Annotated in this window: 16 protein-coding genes and 1 tRNA gene; 9 read left to right on the top strand and 8 right to left on the bottom strand. The window is 61.1% G+C overall.

Annotation, left to right across the window (positions count from 1 at the left end; translation table 11 throughout):
• Positions 1 to 10 precede the first annotated feature (10 nt).
• The gene (locus ACVILI_RS14415; protein WP_038645640.1) at positions 11 to 1024 is read right to left on the bottom strand and encodes a zinc-binding alcohol dehydrogenase family protein; all 1014 of its coding nucleotides are present in this window, start codon (positions 1022 to 1024) and stop codon (positions 11 to 13) included.
• Positions 1025 to 1134: 110 nt separating this feature from the next.
• Here ACVILI_RS14415 and ACVILI_RS14410 point away from each other — a divergent pair, with 110 nt between their 5' ends.
• On the top strand, positions 1135 to 1497 hold the full coding sequence (locus ACVILI_RS14410; protein WP_171903274.1) for a winged helix-turn-helix transcriptional regulator: 363 nt from the start codon (positions 1135 to 1137) through the stop codon (positions 1495 to 1497).
• A gap of 31 nt (positions 1498 to 1528) precedes the next feature.
• On the opposite strand, the gene ACVILI_RS14405 is transcribed toward ACVILI_RS14410, so the two are convergent.
• From ACVILI_RS14405 to dapA, 3 genes are all read right to left on the bottom strand, one after another.
• On the bottom strand, positions 1529 to 2272 hold the full coding sequence (locus tag ACVILI_RS14405; protein ID WP_069091767.1) for a glycoside hydrolase family 25 protein: 744 nt from the start codon (positions 2270 to 2272) through the stop codon (positions 1529 to 1531).
• Positions 2273 to 2358: 86 nt separating this feature from the next.
• Positions 2359 to 2838, bottom strand: coding sequence for an SsrA-binding protein SmpB (gene smpB, locus ACVILI_RS14400; RefSeq protein WP_006202221.1), 480 nt, complete (start codon positions 2836 to 2838; stop codon positions 2359 to 2361).
• Positions 2839 to 2863: 25 nt separating this feature from the next.
• A complete protein-coding gene (dapA, locus tag ACVILI_RS14395; RefSeq protein ID WP_038652384.1) occupies positions 2864 to 3745 on the bottom strand; it encodes a 4-hydroxy-tetrahydrodipicolinate synthase in 882 nt (293 codons plus the stop codon).
• A gap of 303 nt (positions 3746 to 4048) precedes the next feature.
• Between dapA and ACVILI_RS14390 the strand changes: the two genes are divergently transcribed.
• Positions 4049 to 6079, top strand: a complete 2031-nt coding sequence (locus ACVILI_RS14390; RefSeq protein WP_457102471.1) for a lytic transglycosylase domain-containing protein — start codon at positions 4049 to 4051, stop codon at positions 6077 to 6079.
• Positions 6080 to 6446: 367 nt separating this feature from the next.
• Complete coding sequence (locus tag ACVILI_RS14385; protein ID WP_038645635.1) at positions 6447 to 7346, top strand: alpha/beta fold hydrolase; 900 nt, start codon at positions 6447 to 6449, stop codon at positions 7344 to 7346.
• Positions 7347 to 7416: 70 nt separating this feature from the next.
• Here the strand turns inward: ACVILI_RS14385 and ACVILI_RS14380 are convergent, their stop codons facing one another.
• Both ACVILI_RS14380 and ACVILI_RS14375 read right to left on the bottom strand, forming a co-directional pair.
• Complete coding sequence (locus ACVILI_RS14380; RefSeq protein ID WP_276315230.1) at positions 7417 to 8493, bottom strand: tyrosine-type recombinase/integrase; 1077 nt, start codon at positions 8491 to 8493, stop codon at positions 7417 to 7419.
• Positions 8494 to 8733: 240 nt separating this feature from the next.
• Positions 8734 to 9873: a porin gene (locus ACVILI_RS14375; protein WP_240564692.1), complete on the bottom strand. Its 1140-nt coding sequence runs from the start codon at positions 9871 to 9873 to the stop codon at positions 8734 to 8736.
• A gap of 471 nt (positions 9874 to 10344) precedes the next feature.
• On the opposite strand from ACVILI_RS14375, the gene ACVILI_RS14370 reads away from it, so the two are divergent.
• Both ACVILI_RS14370 and ACVILI_RS14365 read left to right on the top strand, forming a co-directional pair.
• A tRNA-Ser gene (locus tag ACVILI_RS14370) sits at positions 10345 to 10435 on the top strand.
• 294 nt (positions 10436 to 10729) lie between these two features.
• Complete coding sequence (locus ACVILI_RS14365) at positions 10730 to 11938, top strand: porin (RefSeq protein WP_019857181.1); 1209 nt, start codon at positions 10730 to 10732, stop codon at positions 11936 to 11938.
• 248 nt (positions 11939 to 12186) lie between these two features.
• On the opposite strand, the gene ACVILI_RS14360 is transcribed toward ACVILI_RS14365, so the two are convergent.
• Positions 12187 to 13851 carry a tetratricopeptide repeat-containing sulfotransferase family protein gene (locus tag ACVILI_RS14360; protein WP_038645633.1) on the bottom strand — a complete coding sequence of 555 codons (1665 nt, stop codon included), beginning with the start codon at positions 13849 to 13851 and terminating at the stop codon, positions 12187 to 12189.
• A gap of 121 nt (positions 13852 to 13972) precedes the next feature.
• On the opposite strand from ACVILI_RS14360, the gene ACVILI_RS14355 reads away from it, so the two are divergent.
• On the top strand, positions 13973 to 15085 hold the full coding sequence (locus tag ACVILI_RS14355; RefSeq protein ID WP_038645631.1) for a pyridoxal phosphate-dependent aminotransferase: 1113 nt from the start codon (positions 13973 to 13975) through the stop codon (positions 15083 to 15085).
• Here the strand turns inward: ACVILI_RS14355 and ACVILI_RS14350 are convergent.
• The gene (locus tag ACVILI_RS14350; protein ID WP_038645629.1) at positions 15082 to 15612 is read right to left on the bottom strand and encodes a MarR family winged helix-turn-helix transcriptional regulator; all 531 of its coding nucleotides are present in this window, start codon (positions 15610 to 15612) and stop codon (positions 15082 to 15084) included. The genes ACVILI_RS14355 and ACVILI_RS14350 overlap by 4 nt on opposite strands.
• A 182-nt stretch (positions 15613 to 15794) precedes the next feature.
• Between ACVILI_RS14350 and ACVILI_RS14345 the strand changes: the two genes are divergently transcribed.
• The 3 genes from ACVILI_RS14345 to ACVILI_RS14335 all read left to right on the top strand — a co-directional run bounded on the left by ACVILI_RS14345 (position 15795) and on the right by ACVILI_RS14335 (position 18040).
• Entirely contained in the window at positions 15795 to 16079 is a 285-nt protein-coding gene (locus ACVILI_RS14345) for an acylphosphatase (protein WP_038645627.1), read from the top strand.
• 83 nt (positions 16080 to 16162) lie between these two features.
• Positions 16163 to 16804: a TetR/AcrR family transcriptional regulator gene (locus ACVILI_RS14340; RefSeq protein WP_038645625.1), complete on the top strand. Its 642-nt coding sequence runs from the start codon at positions 16163 to 16165 to the stop codon at positions 16802 to 16804.
• Positions 16805 to 16876: 72 nt separating this feature from the next.
• A complete protein-coding gene (locus tag ACVILI_RS14335) occupies positions 16877 to 18040 on the top strand; it encodes an isovaleryl-CoA dehydrogenase (RefSeq protein WP_038645624.1) in 1164 nt (387 codons plus the stop codon).
• Positions 18041 to 18042: the final 2 nt, after the last annotated feature.

The raw sequence follows: 18042 nt of genomic DNA, 5'->3' as shown, positions 1-18042 counted from the left end.
CCACCGCCCTTCAAAACCCCTCCAGCACGATCTTGCCCTTGGCCTTGCCGGTTTCGATCAGCGCATGAGCGCGCTTCAGATTGGCGGCATTGATGGTGCCGAAGGTTTCACCCAAGGTGGTGCGGATGACGCTTGCGTCGACCAGGCGCGACAGCTCGTTCAGATGTTCGCCCTGTGCGGCCATGTCCTGCGTCTCGAACAGCGAGCGAGTGAACATCAGTTCCCAATGCACCGAAACGCTTTTGCGTTTGAACGGATTGATATCGAGCGTCTGGGGATCGTCGATCAACCCGAACCGGCCTTGCGGTGCGATCAATTCGGCAATCTCGGCCAGGTGCCGGTCGGTGTTGGTTGTCGAGAACACGAAGGCCGGTGCGCCGATACCGAGTGCCGCGACTTCGGCAGCCAGCGGCTTGGAATGATCGATGACATGATGGGCGCCAAGCCCAAGCACCCAGTCGCGTGTCTCTGGCCTCGATGCGGTGGCGATCACCGTCAGATCGGTCAGTTGGCGCGCAAGCTGCACCGCGATCGAGCCGACGCCGCCAGCGCCGCCGATGATCATGATGGCGTTCGCGGCACCCACGACAGGCTTCTTCACGTCAAGGCGATCGAACAGCGCCTCAAAGGCGGTGATCGCCGTCAGCGGCAGCGCCGCGGCCTGCGCATACTCGAGCGAGCCGGGCTTGCGGCCGACGAGGCGCTCATCGACAAGGTGGAACTCGGCATTGGTACCTTGCGGCGCGAGCGCACCGGAATAGAAGACGTCGTCTCCGGGCTTGAACAGGGTGGCATCCGACCCCGTTGCAACGACACGGCCGGCGGCGTCCCAGCCAAGCACACGCCAGCTTCCGGCCTCGGGTTTGGCACTCCGCCGTATCTTGGTGTCGACCGGATTGACCGAGATCGCCTTTACCTCGACCAGCAATTGACGGCCTTTCGGCTCCGGCTTGGGCAGGTCGATGTCGACAAGGGACGCCTCATCGGTGATGGGGGCTGGGACTTGATAGCCGACGGCGCGCATTTCGATCTCCGCAATTGCTGTTGAGCTTTGTATGCGGCAGAGATGCGGATTATGTGCGCAAGGCGCAAGAATGCACATATAAAGCGCATAGTGTCGAAAAGGATACCGTCATGCCGCGCATTCGCCATGAACGACTCGATTGCAGCCCTGGCTGCAGCGTGGAGGGAACGCTGCGCTATATCGACGGAAAATGGAAAGGCGTCGTGCTCTACCATCTGTTCGAAGGGACGCTGCGCTTCAACGAGATCCGCCGGCGCATTCCCAACTGCACACAGCGCATGCTGACCAACCAGCTGCGCGAACTGGAAGCCGATGGGCTGATTGCTCGCAAGATCTATCCGGAAGTGCCGCCGAAGGTGGAATACAGCCTGACGCCGCGTGGCAGAAGCCTGGGGCCGGTGATCACAGCCCTGAAAGAGTGGGGCGATGCGAATGTGACGCTGGCGCCGCAGGTTTCGCAGGCTGCAGCATAAAGCGGCAGTGAGCGCTGTCCCCTGAATGAGTTCACGGGGATGGCGGAGCTTCCGGAAGGATCGATCCCGGTGATGCTGTGGACAGCGCGGCCAGCACGGCCGGCCCGCCCTGCAGAACGTTCAGGTCGACGTCACCCTCGATGCCATCCACGCGGCCCCGGTTGTGGTACTGCCAATAGACCCAGTCGTGGCGGTCCGGTTCCACCAGCAGCGAGCGAAGCCAGAGCGGGCGAGCAGCGATCTGCCCGGCATAGGCAGCCTCAGCCTCATCGGTCAGATAGACGATCGCCGTCTTGCCGAACGCCGCCTCGACAGGTCCGAGGAAAGCCTGGAGTTCGGCATTCAACTGTTCGGGCGATGGGCGCTGCGGACAGTTGCCGCCGAACTCGACATCGACCACCGGCGGCAGCAAGGGCTGATCGTGCGGTACCACCGAGATGAAATTCTTCGCCTGGTCGGCGCCGGGCCGGCAGAAGGTGAAGAAATGATAGGCGCCTACGGCGATGCCGGCCGCACGGGCCTCACGTAGATTGGTGGCAAAAGCGCGATCGACATGATCGCCCCCCTCGGTCGCCTTGATGATGGCGAAGGCGACATCGTCGGCGGCAGCCCGCCGCCAGTCGATCTGGCCTTGATGATGCGAGACGTCGATGCCCCTGACCGGATATTTGTTACGGTCGGGAGAATAGGTGTGGAAGTAAAAGAAGCCGCCGGCCACGGCCATCGCTGCAAAAACCAGGCTCATCGATCCCCAGAGGATGATCCGGTTCTTCAAAGCGATCCCCCCTGGTACCTGCCGGTTGCGCCTGCCCGAAATTTGGAAGCCAACCTGGCTTTTCGAGGGCTACCGCCTGATGTCTCTCACCCACGCTCCTTCAAGAGCCGGCCCTTCTCGCGCGACCAGTCGCGCTGTTTCTCGGTCTCGCGCTTGTCGTGCAGTTTCTTGCCGCGGCCGACGGCGAGCAGCAGCTTGGCGCGGCCCTGATCGTTGAAATAGATTTTCAGCGGCACCAGCGTCATGCCTTCACGGTCGACGCTCTGCGACAGCTTGGCCATCTCGCGCTTGTTGAGCAGGAGTTTGCGCCGCCGCCTGGGCTCGTGGTTGAAGCGGTTGGCCTGCAGATATTCGGGCAGATAGGAATTGATCAGCCAGATCTCGCCGCCTTCGACCGAGGCATAGCTGTCCTGGATATTGGCCTGGCCCTGGCGCAGCGACTTGACCTCGGTGCCGGTCAGCACCAAGCCGGCCTCGATCGTGTCGAGCACCTCATAGGAAAACCGCGCCTTGCGGTTTTCCGCAACGGTCTTGTTGTTGGGATCGGCTTTTCTGACTTGATTCATGATGTGGAGAGGTGGCGCCTCATCCTCAATTAATCAAGCCGGCGTGCTTCATGGCCGCATCGATCTTCGCCGCGGTCGACTCCTCGACCGTGACCAGTGGCGAGCGCAGCACATTCTCGACCTTGCCCAGCTTCGACAGCGCGTATTTGGCGCCGGACACGCCGGGCTCCAGGAAGATCGCCTTGTGCAGGGGCAGGAGACGGTCCTGCAGCTCAAGCGCCTTCGCGCTGTCGCCGGAGAGCGTCGCCTCCTGGAATTCGGCGCACAGCCGCGGTGCGACGTTCGAGGTCACCGAGATGCAGCCGACACCGCCATGAGCGTTGAAGCCGAGCGCCGAGGCATCCTCGCCGGAAAGCTGGATGAAATCCTTGCCGCAGGTCATCCGCTGCTCGGACACACGCTCGACCTTACCGGTCGCGTCCTTGACGCCGACGATGTTCTTGAAGTCGTGCGCCAGCCGGCCCATCGTCTCCGGCATCATGTCGATCACCGAACGCGGCGGGATATTGTAGATGATGATCGGCAGCTTGGTCGCCTTGGCGACGGCGGCGAAATGCTCGTAGAGGCCGCGCTGCGTCGGCTTGTTGTAGTAGGGCGTGACGACGAGCGCAGCGTCGGCGCCAACCTTTTCGGCATATTGCACGAGGCCGACGGCTTCCGCCGTGTTGTTGGAACCGGCGCCGGCGACGACCGGAGCGCGGCCCTTGGCCACCTCGATGCAGACCTTGACGACATGGCGATGCTCGTCATGCGACAGCGTCGGCGACTCGCCGGTGGTGCCAACCGGAACCAAGCCTGTCGTGCCTTCCCCGAGCTGCCATTCGACAAAGGCGCGAAAGGCTTTCTCGTCGAAACGCCCGCTCTTTTCGAACGGTGTCACGAGCGCAGTAAGCGAGCCTCTCAGCATGTCGTCCAACTCCTTGGGACTTGTTTGTTTATGCATGTCGTTGTCCCAAAACCGGTATCCACTTTTGGGCGACATGCATCGGTGTTTTGTCGATCAGTTTATCGTGCGCGCCTTCTAACCGAAAGCGAGGCGGCGCACCATAGTCTCGACATGGTTGCGCGGCAAGCATCGCCATGGTGCCAGCAAGCGCAATTCGAACGGCCTCGATAACTCTTTGTTTACGAGCCCTTCACGACCTAAGTTTAGGCTTCGAGGCATCTTCGCCTGCTGGTAGAATGCTGGGATAAGGAAAGACACGAGACCATGCCGACCCGTCGGCCTCACCTCTTCGCACTGCTAGGCGCCATCGCCGCGCTGATGCCCGGCGTGGCGATCAGCGGCAGCGTGGATGCGCGGGTCACCTCGGCGATCCCGATGCCGAGCCCGCAGGACAGTGCGCAGCAGGCCCCCTCACCCAGCGTCGCCCCGTTGAAAACTGGGCTCGACGCACTGGCCGCCGGCGATATCCCCGGCGCTCGCGCTGTGCGCGATGCGCTTCCCGCCCAATCGCTCGACCAGCACATTCTGGCCTGGGCGATCGCACTTTACGGTGGCGACAAGGTTCCGAGCGGCGACATCGCCGCCGCCGCGAAGATGCTGCCCAACTGGCCGGGCACCATTGCCTTGCGCAAGAACAGCGAGCGGGCGCTCTATCGAGAAAACCCCGCTCCCGACATCGTCATTGCGGCGTTCGATGGCAGCCAGCCGCAAACATTCGAGGGCGTCATTGTTCTCGCCCGCGCCTATGTGGCGACGGGCAATGTCAAGGCTGCGCGCTCGGTGCTGTCGCCGTTCTGGCGCACCACGGTCCTGGAAGCCAAGGACGAGACGGCGCTGATCAAGGAATTCGGCAGTCTGATCCCTGCCGCCGACCACCGTTTTCGCATGGACCGTATGTTCTATGCCGACCGGGTGAATTCCGCGCTGCGCATTGCCGGTCTTGCCGGCGCCCAGCAGTTTGCCGAGGCCTGGGCCGCGGCCGACAGAGGCGACAAGAATGCGTTGAAACTGCTGACGGCCGTCCCGGCATCCCAGCGTTCTGCCGGCTATTTCTTCGCGCAGGCCGAATATCTGCGCAAGCAGGAGGATTTTGCCGGCGCCGCCGCCGTGGTGATGAAGGCGCCGACGGACCGCGAGGCTCTGGTCGACCCGGACGCTTGGTGGGTCGAGCGCCGGGTGCTGTCGCGCGAACTGGTCGACCAGGGCGACATGAAGACAGCGTACAAGATTGTCGCCACGCATGCCGCTGAAAGTGCAGCCAATGCGGCCGAGGCCGAGTTTCACGCCGGCTGGTATGCGCTGCGTGGCCTCAACGACCCCAAGCTTGCCGCGACGCATTTTTCGCGCATCGCCGACCTTGCCCAAGGGCCGATGACCCTGTCGCGCGCCTATTACTGGCTCGGCCGTGCCGCGGAAGTCGGCGGTCCCGGCAACGCCAAGGACTATTTTGGGCGCGCCGCCAACTACGGCACGACCTTTTACGGGCAGCTTGCCGCCGAACGTGTCGGCCGGCAGGCGCTCAACATCGTCTATCCCACGCCCAGTGCCGCCGACCGGCAGAATTTTGCCGGCCGCGAGGCGGTCAGCGCGATCAAGCGGCTGCAGGAGGCAGGCTATGATCGCTATGCCGAAACACTCTATCGCGACCTTGCCGGCCAATTGACCAGCCCGGGCGAACTGGCGCTGCTTGCTGTCCTTGCCGAGAAGCAGGGCAACCATTTCATGGCGCTGAAGGTCGGCAAGATCGCCGGCGCGCGCGGCATCGATGTCGGCGCGTTGTCGCATCCGCTCGGCGTCATTCCTGATTCGGCCAATATTTCCGGTTCGGGCAAGGCGCTGGCCTATGCGATTGCCCGCCAGGAGAGCGAATTCAACATCGGTGCCGTATCCAGCGCCGGCGCGCGCGGGCTGCTGCAGCTGATGCCGGGAACCGCCAAGCAACTGGCGAAGAAGGCCGGATTGCAGTTTTCGCAGGCGCGGCTGACCACCGACGCCGGCTACAACGCCACACTCGGCTCGGCCTTCCTCGGCGAGCAGCTCGATCGCTTCAACGGCTCCTACGTGCTGGCCTTCGCCGGCTACAATGCCGGCCCCAACCGGGCCAGCCAGTGGGTGGCGAAGTACGGCGACCCGCGCGGCAAGGACATCGATGCGGTGGTGGACTGGATCGAGCGGATTCCCTACACGGAAACAAGAAGTTACGTGCAGCGCGTGATGGAGAATTACGAAGTCTACAAGATGCGTATTTCCGGCAAATACGACATCGTCGGCGACCTCGTGAACGGGCGGAGTTGAGGCTTCTCGGTGCCTCTCCGCTTGTGGGGTGAGCAGCCGGCTCGCGTAAGCGAATTCATCGCGCCGGTGGCACGATGAGAGACCAGCGAACGCCGGGACGCAACAAGCAGCGGGGAAATCCAGTGGACCTTTTGAAGGGGTTCAACGCCCGAAGGCTGGGAGTCTGCGAAGGGCCGGATGGTGGCCGATCCGCCCGACGGCGAATCGGGTATTCACAGTTCGAAGCTCGAAAAGCCAACGAATTGGCTTTTCGTCGGCTACGCGCCCCCCTCCCACCTGACAAGGGGAGAAGGAAAGGCCTTCATTTGACCGATCCTGCACTCGTCTGTAGCAGTCGAAAACAATCCGGCCTGGGAGTCTTTTTCAGATGTCGAGCACCGAAGAATTTGGCGACTTCTTCTACGCCGCGCCTGACGGGCTGAGACTTCATGCCCGCGTCTATGGCGAAGCGAAGTCCGGACATTTGCCGGTCATCTGCCTGCCTGGCTTGACCCGCAACGCACGGGATTTTCATGAGCTGGCACTTTATCTTTCGATGCGATCGCCAGTACCGCGCCAAGTGGTTGCGTTCGACTATCGCGGACGCGGACAGTCGGCCTACGATCCCGATGTCAGCCACTACAATGTCGGCGTCGAGGCCAGCGACATCCTTGCCGGGCTGGCCGCGCTTGGCATCGAGGAGGCCGCTTTCATCGGCACCTCCCGCGGCGGACTGATCATCCATGTGCTTGGCGCGCTGCGGCCGGCCGTGCTGAAAGCCATTGTTCTCAACGACATCGGGCCGGTGATCGAGCCGGCCGGCCTCGCCCATATCCAGTCCTATCTCGAACGCGCACCGAGGCCGAAAACCTTCCCCGAGGCGATGGATGCCCAGCGCAGCGTTCACGGCAAGGATTTTTCCAAGCTCAGCGACGCCGACTGGAGGCGGATGGTGGGAGCGCTCTACCGCGAGACGGCTCAAGGGCTGTTGCCGGATTTTGATCCGAAACTGGTCGATACGGTCGCCAATCTCGACCTGTCACAGCCATTGCCGGCGCTGTGGCCGCAGTTCGAGGCGTTGGCCGCCATTCCCCTGCTCGCCATACGTGGCGCCAATTCGAAATTGCTGTCGGCTGAAACGCTCGAGGGGATGCGAAAGCGTCATCCGATGATGGAAGCGATGACGATCGACGGCCAGGGCCACGCGCCGTTCCTTGAAACCGGCAGCCTCCCCAGCGATATAGCGACCTTCCTTGATCGGGCTGAGCGCGGGCGTCAAACGAAGTAGACCCCAAGACCAGACCTGGTCCTGGGGCCGCCATGACAGTATATGCAGGCCTTAGGAACTGTTTGGGGAACTATTTGACCTTCGAGCTTTTCCCGGACGCTTTGGCTGGCTTCGCTGCGCCCGCCTCGCTCGTCTTGCCCCGCTTTGGCGCGGAAGCCGCGGTCAATGGTGACGAGAACACAGAGCTTTCGGCGTCGCGCGCCGACTCTTCGCTTCGCGGCGTTTCGAGCACCACAACGCAGCCGTCGAGATCATTGGTGGCCAGATGCGCGTAGCGCATGGTCATCGACAAGGTCTGATGGCCGAGCCACATCTGCACGCGCCTGATGTCTATGCCGCCCTGGACAAGACGCGAAGCACAGGTGTGGCGCAGGATATGCGGCACGACCTGATCGTCGGCACCAAGACCGACTTCAGCCTTAGCCTCGTTCCAGATAGCACGATATTGCGCCTGGCTAAGCTTGGTGAACGGACCTTTGGGCCGACGGCCCTCGGTCGGAGGCAGCTTGATCACTTCCTTGACCCGTTCGGTCATCGGAATGGTGCGGCTGCGGCCGGATTTGGTGATCCAGAAGGAGACGCGATGTTCCTGGATGTCGTTCCAAATCAGTCCGAGCGCTTCGCCAAGACGGCATCCAGTGTCGACCAGGAAGACGGAAAGCCTGTAGGCATCCTCGCTGCGGCTTCTGATGGCAGCGAACAGCCTTGCCTCTTCCTCCCTCTCGAGGAAGCGAATCCGTCCCGCCCGCTCCTTCTGGCGGCGGAACTCGGGCAGGCTGTGGATATCTCCCATCTTGTAAGCCTTGCGCAGCAGTTTGCTGAGGGCAGCCATCTTTCGATTGATGGTTGCGTTGCTGTTGCCGCGCTGGCGCAATGTGCCGATAAGGTTGTCAAGGGTACTCTGGTCAAAGGCGCTGAAACGCTCCCCAAGGAGGATCTCGTCTATCTCGCCGATGAAAGAGCTGACATTGTATTTATGCCGCCCATCATCCCACAGTATGTCTCGATAGGCTGAAAAAAGCTCTCCGACTCGGTACGACTTTACTTCTCTTATCTTGTTGTAAGTGTACTTAATCTTTGAATTCTGAGAAGAAAACATCGAAAACGGATCCGGGGGGCTACCCTCTTGAATCGCTTCGTTGGTCATAATTCGTCTCACCCCCGAGTGGATAGATCAGCCCTATCCGCTTGGAAGCGTCCTTTCAAGAGATTTAATCACGCGGTTGTGATCTCATCCGCCCATCTGCGAATCCCACGAAATCACTCTGCGGACTTGTTCAGCTACCGATTCCCCCTCTTCCTTCGTTTGCGTTGACCCAGTCACGAAACAAAAACAGCCCGGGCGTTTGTGCGCCCGGGCTGGATTTCACCTGTAAGGAACCAGCCCTTAGAACGAGCGCTGGAAGCGGAGGATACCGCCGATCCCGTCGAAGCTGGAGTGATAGTCGCTGGCAGAAGCGTTGATGTAGTCAACTTCGCCAGTGATCGTGAAGCCGGGGACGATGTCATAGGCAATGTTGGCCGCCAGGCCGAACTTCTTGCCATCGTCATACGAAGCCTGCACGTTGAACGAGGTCTTCTCGTTGAACTTGTAGCTACCGCCGCCCCAGACTGCCCAGCTGCCGTCCCACAGCTTGAAGAAGTTGTGGCCCGTGTTCGGATCCGTGACGTCGTTCTTATTTCCGAAGCCAGCCATCAAGAACAGCGACAGTTCGTTGGTGGCGTTCACGTCCAAGCGAGCCTTGCCGGCCCATGCTTCGTAGTTGCTGTCGTAAGCAGCAACTGCGGTGATCGCACCCCAGCCCTGCGTCCACTTCACGCCACCGACGACGTGCGGAACATAGCTGTCAATCGTGTCGGCGCCGGCGCCTTCTTCGAGCGAGACCACGGCCGAGAAGCCGTTGCCAGCGTCGAAATAGTACTGAACGACGTTGGTGTCGAACGAGCCGTAGGGGACAAGCGTATCCTGGATGACGTTGCCGGCGTAGCCGATGAACGTGTCGAAAGCCGATTCGTCCTTACCGACGCGGAGGCCACCGAGCTGGATCCAAGCGAAGTTCAGCGAAACCGGCTTGTTGCCAGCCTGCCAGCCGTTCGGATTGTACCCCGTGGCGAAGGGCGCAGTCTGGTCAGCATAGTCGCCGCCGCTGTTGCCGAAGTTGAAACGGGTCTCGGTGTACGTCTTCAACGTGCCGAGCTCGGTTTCCTGGCCAGTCCAGGTCTTCAGCGTGAAGCGGGCGTTCTTGGAGTACGTGTCGTTGGTGCCGCCATCCAGATGGTCGGGAACATTGTTCACGCCGTCAAAAGAAGCAGCATCGCCCACGCCGATGTCGTAACGGATGTAGCCGCCGATGCGCAGGCAGGTTTCGGTGCCGGGGATGTAGAAGTAGCCAGCGCCGTAGACGTCGCAAATCTTGACGTATTCAGCGGGTTCCGGCTCGGCGACGACGACGGCGTCGGCGGCGCGCGCACCGGAAACTGCGATCAGGGCCGCAGCGGAGCCGAGAAGAAGGCTCTTGATGTTCATTTTCTGACCTCCAGTCAAAAGTTAAAAAACGGGTCTGGGTATTCTTTGCTGAAGGACAGCGTTCCCTGCCCCATCCCCACTACCGAAAAAGATGCGCACCGCGCCGCTCCTTCGAACCCGACATTACCCATGAGGCGGCGGCGTTCAACAACGATCGTACCGGCGAAAGGGCTGTTCGGCTGCTATCCCCCAGCGTTGTTGCACAAATGACACGATTTGGCCTCACTCAGAAAGCTCTCGTTAACCATCAGGCCGGTCGCAGCCGCCAGTTTCCAGCCGAATCCGGCAACCGACTGACGGAATCAAGGCAAGGCCTCGAGTCATTAGCCGGAGATTTGCCGCAGAACCGCCTAAACCGGGAAAGGCGCGGTTCGGTGCGCTTCTTATTTTTCCATATTATGTTTCTTTTTCCGAGATAATGGCTGGGGCTTGTTGATTGTGCCGACGCTTTTCTTTATCCAGCGGCGCAACGGAGAGGTGGCCGAGTGGTCGAAGGCGCTCCCCTGCTAAGGGAGTAGAGGTCAAAAGCTTCTCGTGGGTTCGAATCCCATCCTCTCCGCCATCCTGCTTCGCGCTGTGTGCTTCGAATCACATCAACCAGGCCATGTGACGTCGACCAAGGCTCATCTGCCTGTCGTCTTGAAGGCGTGTATTGCGGTCGAAGCGGAGGCCAATGCACGGCAGCTGGAGCGGCATTTCAAGACCGGATCAGCCAAGGCTTTTGCGAGCAAGCGATTTTGGCGAACTGCGTCCCGCCGACGGCCCATGATGCTATCTATCTGAGATAAAACGAAAAACGGCCATTCTACCCGTTTTTCGCCGACCTCTACTCTCGATTCTGACTGGAGGTCAGAAAATGAACATCAAGAGCCTTCTTCTCGGCTCCGCTGCGGCCCTGATCGCAGTTTCCGGTGCGCGCGCCGCCGACGCCGTCGTCGTCGCCGAGCCGGAACCCGCTGAATACGTCAAGATTTGCGACGTCTACGGCGCTGGCTACTTCTACATCCCCGGCACCGAAACCTGCCTGCGCATCGGCGGGTATGTCCGTGAGGATATCGGCGTGGGCGATGCCGGCTCGTTCGATGGCGTCAACCACGTTTCGGACCACCAGGGCGATGGCGACCACTCGACCTACTGGAAGAACACTCGCTTCACGCTGAAGACCTGGACTGGCCAGGAAACCGAACTCGGCACCTTGAAGACCTACACCGAGTATCGCATGAACTTCGGGAACAACTACGGCGACTATGGCAGCTCCACCCTCGCAGGCGGAACTGAGCCAAACCCTAACGCCGGCACCGCCGGCTGGCGGGCTGGTAACAAGAGCAGCGCCCTTGAATTCGCCTGGATCCAGCTCGGCGGCCTGCGCGTCGGCGCTGACGAATCGGCCTTCGATACGTTCATCGGCTACGCCGGCAACGTCATCAACGATACGATCGTTCCCTACGGTGGTTTCCAGACCAACGTCATCCAGTACTACTTCGACGCCGGCAATGGCCTGTCGGCCGTGGTCTCTCTCGAAGAAGGTTCCGGCTTCGACACGATCGACAGCTATGTTCCGCATGTCGTGGGCGGCCTGAAGTGGACGCAGGGCTGGGGTGCCATCACCGGCGTCGTTGCTTATGACAGCAATTATGAAGAAGTGGCCGGCAAGGTTCGCTTGGATGTGAACGTATCCAACGAACTGTCGCTGTTCGCCATGGTTGGCTACGGCTCAGACGGCAATCTGAACGAAGTCCACAACCCAATCACTCAACCTGGGGCCATCGACGCGCTCGGTCGCGGCTTCTACAAGGTGTGGGGTGGCAATTGGGCTGTGTGGGGCGGTGGCACCTACAAGTTCAACGAGAAGACCTCGTTCAACCTGCAGGCGTCGTATGACGACTGGAAAGATATCGGCCTCGCGGCGAACGTCGCCTACACCATCGTTCCCGGCTTCACGATCACAGCCGAAGCCGACTGGCAGCGTGTTGGCCAGGGCGCCATCGACAACAACTCGGTTTGGGTCAGCGCGACCAAGAAGAACAATGTCGGCGGTATCCTCCGCTTCCAGCGCGACTTCTAATCAATTTCGACTTGTCGAAATCGAAACCCGGCGGGCAACCGCCGGGTTTTTTGTCAGGCGCGTCAAAAATGCAGCCTTACTGTCACCAGGCTGAGTGCCTGTCTTGAAAGTTCGCGAGCGGCCGGAGCGGGCGGACGAAACCGGCGCAGCTCTGACAGTTTCGTTCGATGCCTCAGCCCATCTCCGTCACATGGTCGCGCTACGAGAGTCCCTGTCAGTCCAACAGCACTAAGAGCTTTCGTGCCCAATCAAACCCCAGCCAGATCACCCAACGCATCGACCAGCGGCTGGATTGCGCTTCCATAAGCCTTCCAGCGATTGACGGACGAGGTGTAGATCGGCTGCCGAACCTGCCAGCGGCTGAACGTGTTGACCGAGCCTGGTTTGTCAAAGAATCGCAGGCAGGCGCCGTCCCAGGGCAAGCCCAGATGCTCTATCAGGCGGCGCGATTGCCCTTCCTGGTCGGAGACCATGTCCTCATAGCGGTTCTGTAGGATTTGCCCGGGGAAAACCGTATCCCAATGACGCATAAGCCGGTCGTACTCGCGATAGTATAGGCCGAGCGTGTGCAGATCGGCGGCATAGCTATTGTCCTCGTTGAAACTCAGGAAATAGCATGAGAGGCAATTGTCGATGGCGTCGCGGCGGCAGTGAATGATGCGCGCCTTGGGAAAAAGGAGCCTTATGAGGCCGATTAGCTCGAAATTGTGAGGCAACTTGTCGACGATTCGTGAGGCTTCCGGCGATTTTTGCCTGATGTGAATGAGATACTCTTCGGCCAGGGACTTCGACTGATCGACAGTCATATTGAGGATCGATCCGCGCAACTCCTCCGGCGAACGTGTCTTGGGCGCGAGCCTGTTGGTGATGCGCCGGAGTTTTGTCAGCTCGCCGGCGCCATAAGCATCGGGGTGGCTGGCACAGATCTGCTCGGTCAAAGTGGTGCCCGAACGCGGCATGCCAAGCACGAAGACAGGCACTTCGGAAGAGCTGCCATATCCTGCCCTGGCGGCCAGCATCTGCGGGCTGAACAGTTCGATCATGAAATCGACGCTGCGGCGGTAACCCTCCATGTCAAAGCGACGGGCCGAGCGTTTTGCCTGCCTGAAGTGGTCCATCGCCTCGTCATAGCGCCTGAGGTCGTTGAGCACCTTCCCCGCCGCATAGTGGAGCTGCTGAATGCTTTTCGCATCAAGCGCCGGATTTTTCAGCTCAGCCAGAATGGATCTGAATTCCGCCGGCTCTTCCGTGAATTTTCGGATGCTAACCAAGCCGTTGTAGGCAGCGGCGACATCCTGGCGATGGCTGATCGCCTCGTTCATGTAACCTGTCGCATCGTCCATACGGCCGAGGCTTACTAGCGCATTGGCCAGCCCCATTCGGACAAGAGAATGGCCGCCATTGATTCTCAGCGCCTTCTCATAAAGCGGCACCGCCATGTCGGCCTTGCCGAATTCGGTGTAGGCGCGACCCAGCGCGCAAAGCGCCTCAACCCAGTCGGCTTTCAGCTCGCAAGCACGTTCAAAATGCCTGATCGCATGCACATGCTCACCGACCTTCAAATAGGTCTCACCCAGTGTCAGATGGTAGTGCGGATTTTGAGGTACCTCTTTTGCCGCTCGCTCAAAGCATCGAATGGCCATCTCGTCGTCCAGGCCGAGCGCAAAGGTTCCCAATAGATACAAAGCGAGAGGATGCCTCGGGTTATGAGCCAATACGCGCTGACAAAGTGCCTCCGCATCCAGCAACCGATTTGCCCGATGAAGTTCGACAGCCTGCCTGAGCAGTGCGTCATCGGCCTGCGCTTGGGATCGCGAGCTTGCTTTCAGTTGGGCGATTTTCGGCTGCGGGTTTTTCGGTCCGGACGGAGTTTTCAGATGCCTGGACCAGGCGGGCGGCAGACGATTGTTCATCGTCCTTCGCTAGCAAAAAGGGGTGACGGAATCCAGCGCTACGGCTGGAAACCGCAGGGTGCTTGCACGGTTATGCCGGCCACGCTAGCAAGAAGTCCCTTTTTCCAAGCGAGCTTCAACCATGCGTTTGCGCCCTCCCCTTTCGCCGCTTATCGCAGCACTTCCCTCGACCGTGCCTTTTGTCGGCCCGGAAGCGCAGGAGCGTGAGCGCGGGCGGGCTTTTCGTGCCCGCATCGGCGCCAATGAGAGCAGTTTTGGCCCGTCGCCACGCGTCATCGCCCGCATAGAGCGCGTCGCGCGCGACCAGTGGATGTATTGCGATCCCGACAATTACGAGCTGAAGGTCGCGGCTGCCGCGCATCACGACGTAGCGGTCGAGAACGTCGTTGTCGGCGAAGGCATAGACGGCCTGCTCAGTCTTGTGGCGCGCATGTATGTGGCACCTGGCGATGCCGTGGTCACCTCGCTCGGCGCCTATCCGACCTTCAACTTCCATATTGCCGGCGTCGGTGGGCGGCTGGTGACAGTCCCTTACGAGAACGACCGCGAAAGTCTGAACGGTCTGCTCACGGCGGTCGTCAAGGAGAAGGCTCCGCTGGTCTATCTGTCCAACCCGGACAATCCGATGGGCAGTTGGTGGGAAGCGGACGAGGTGATCCGCTTCATCGAGGCGCTGCCGGAGACCACCATGCTGGTGCTCGACGAGGCCTATGGCGAATTGGGGCCCGCCTCGGCCCTGCCGCCGATCGATATCTCGCGACCGAATGTCATCCGCATGCGAACCTTTTCAAAGGCTTATGGGCTTGCCGGGATACGCTGCGGCTATGCGATTGCAGAGACCCAGGTGATCCGCGACTTCGAGAAGATCCGCAACCACTATGGCGTCAGCCGCATGGCGCAGATCGCCGGCGTCGAAGCGCTCGCCGACCAGGCCTATCTCGAGACGGTAGTGGCGCGCGTGGCTGCCGGGCGCCGGCGCATCGCGGCGATCGCCGAGCAGAACGGGTTGAAGCCGCTGGCCTCGGCGACCAATTTCGTCACCATCGATTGCGGTCATGACGGCCCCTTCGCGCTGAAGGTGCTGCAAGGTCTGCTGTCACGTGATGTGTTCATCCGCAAGCCGATGGCGCCAGGACTAGACCGCTGCATTCGCGTCAGCGTCGGCCTCGACCACGAACTGGATATCTTTGCCGAGGAATTGCCGGGCGCGCTGGCGGCAGCGCGGGGGAACTAGGCGCTTTCGCGGCGTTCGGATGCTGGCGCTGCGCTTAGCAGATGCCTGACGCGTGCCAATATATCCGACAACTCGGCGGCTTCCTCGTCGCCCAGGTCCACGGTCAGGCGGGTGAGATCGCGATCCGCGGCCGACTGAAGTTCGGCGAGCGCGGCCTGGCCGCGTATGGTGAGCGAGAGGACGCGCCGGCGCAGAGCATCGGGGCCGGCACGCGTTTCGGTGAGGCCGGCGGCAGAGAATTTTCGAAGGATTCTCGTGACATAGGCCGGATCCAGCTGGAGGTCCCTGGCAATGTCGGACGCTGCTGGTTCGAAGTCGATTTGAAGCACCCGTGCCAGAAAGCCTGCCTTGCCGCCGGAATTGGCTGCAATGCTGCCGAGTCGACGACCCAGTTCGAACAGCACCCGCGCCTCGGTCAGCGTAAAGGCGCTGTGCGTCAAGGTTTCGTCGAGCAGCCCGATCAGGCCGGTATAAAACCGGTTGAAGCATCTGAGATCGCGGACCAAGGCACTGCGATCGGCTGGCATGTCATGCGCCTTCCCTGAGATTCCACTTCGGTGGATCATTGCGTAAAAGTTGACCAAGTCAACTATTTATTGGATGGAGTCATCCACCTTGCGAGCAAGCCTCGGGCTTCTGTTCGATAGTCCCCTTCAAGCCAGTTGCCTTCGCTCGATCCTGCGCCAGACTCTAAGGAAGGGAGCGCACGATGAACGATCAGAAAAGGGCCGTGCAGGCCCGCGTACACGGCAGGGTGCAAGGCGTCGGCTATAGGATCTGGGCGAGAGGCGAAGCGGCAAGGCTTGGGCTGGTGGGCTGGGTGCGCAACGAAAGAGATGGCTCGGTAACGGCCTGGCTTGCCGGCGCCGACATGGCGGTTTCGTCCATGATCGAACGACTTCGCCAGGGCCCGGCGGGCGCTTCAGTCTCGCGGGTCGATGTCGAGGAGATCGAGACCTGGACCGCGCCTGGAGATTTCAGGATCGTCGCATAGGCGCATGCGCATCACTTGACTAGCCTTGCACTCTTGAATTAATTGAACGTTCGTTTTATTATCGTCGGATTAACGAGGCGATCATGGCGCGCACCACGGGATCGGACGGCGAGCGAACCGAGGCGGCAGTCCGCGAAGCGGCGGTCAACCTGATCGCACGCTACGGCTACGAGGCGATGTCGATGCGCCAGCTGGCGGCCGAGGTCGGCGTGCAGGCGGCCGCGCTCTATCGCTACTTTCCGACCAAGGAAGACCTGCTGTTCACGCTGATGCGCGAGCACATGGAGGGGCTTCGGGAGGCCTGGGAACGCGCGAGGCCATTCGATGCGGATCCGGCGGAGCAGCTTGCGGCCTATGTGCGCAACCACATCGCTTTCCACATCGGGCGCCGGCATGCCACGCATGTGTCGAACATGGAACTGCGCAGCCTGTCGCCCGACAGGCTGACACAGATCCTCAAGCAGCGCACAGCCTACGAAAAGGAACTGCGCACCATCCTGCGCGAAGGCGCCGAGGCGGGCGACTTCAGCATCGAGGACACCGGCCTGACGGCCATGGCGCTGATCCAGATGATGACCGGCGTCATCGTCTGGTTTCGCCCAGGCGAGCGGCTGTCGGTCACTGAAGTAACGGCGACATATCTTTCAATGACAATGCGCCTGGTTGGCGCGAGGATGGACACCTACAGCGCCGCACGTCCCTTGGACGGGCAAAGGACGCAGTAGCACTTGAATTTGCGCATGATCCTTTCCGAAAATCGAAGTCGATTTTCGGGGTCATGCGGCAGGAGGAACGGCATGTACACGAACACGCTCAGCTTCGGGCATGACGAGGATATCGAGGCGCTGCGCGACCTGGTACGCCGTTTTGCCCAGGACAGGATAGCGCCGATCGCCGGCGATATCGACCGCCAGAACGAATTTCCGGTGCATCTGTGGCGCGAGCTCGGCGACCTCGGCCTGCTCGGCATCACCGCCGACCCCGATTTCGGCGGCAGCGGCATGGGGTATCTCGCCCATGTGATTGCGGTGGAAGAAATCTCCCGCGCCTCGGCTTCGGTCGGTCTTTCCTACGGCGCCCACTCCAATCTCTGCGTCAACCAGATCAACCGCTGGGCGACGCCGGTGCAGAAGGAAAAGTTCCTGCCGCCGCTGTGTTCGGGCGAGCGCGTCGGCGCGCTGGCGATGTCTGAATCCGGCGCCGGCTCCGACGTCGTCTCGCTCAAGCTGCGCGCCGAGAAGCGCAATGACCGCTATGTGCTCAACGGTACCAAGATGTGGATCACCAACGGCCCGGACGCCGACACGCTGGTCGTCTATGCCAAGACCGATCCTGAGCGGAAATCGCGCGGCATCACCGCCTTCATCGTCGAAAAGGCTTTTGCCGGGTTTTCCGTGGCGCAGAAACTCGACAAGCTCGGCATGCGCGGCTCCAATACCGGGGAGCTGGTGTTCGAGAATGTCGAGGTGCCATTCGACAATGTGCTGCATGAGGAAGGACGCGGCGTCGAGGTGCTGATGTCGGGCCTCGACTATGAACGCACCGTGCTTGCCGGCGGCCCGATCGGCCTGATGGCAGCCTGTCTCGACGTGGCGATCCCCTATGTGCACGAACGCAAGCAGTTCGGCCAACCGATCGGCGAGTTCCAGCTGGTGCAAGGCAAGCTCGCCGACATGTACACGGTGATGAACGCCGCGCGCGCTTACGTCTATGCCGTCGCGGCCGCCTGCGATCGCGGCCAGACCACCCGCAAGGACGCCGCCGGCTGCGTTTTGTTCGCGGCCGAAAAGGCGACGCAGATGGCGCTCGACGCCATCCAGCTGCTGGGCGGCAACGGCTATATCAACGACTATCCGACCGGCCGGCTGCTGCGCGACGCCAAACTCTACGAGATCGGCGCCGGCACCAGCGAAATCCGGCGCTGGCTGATCGGTCGCGAGATCATGGCGGAGGGGGTGTGAGC

The sequence above is a fragment of the Mesorhizobium sp. USDA 4775 genome (assembly GCF_054062655.1).
Note: the sequence above shows the minus strand (reverse complement) of the source record. Positions and strands in the feature narration are given on the sequence as shown.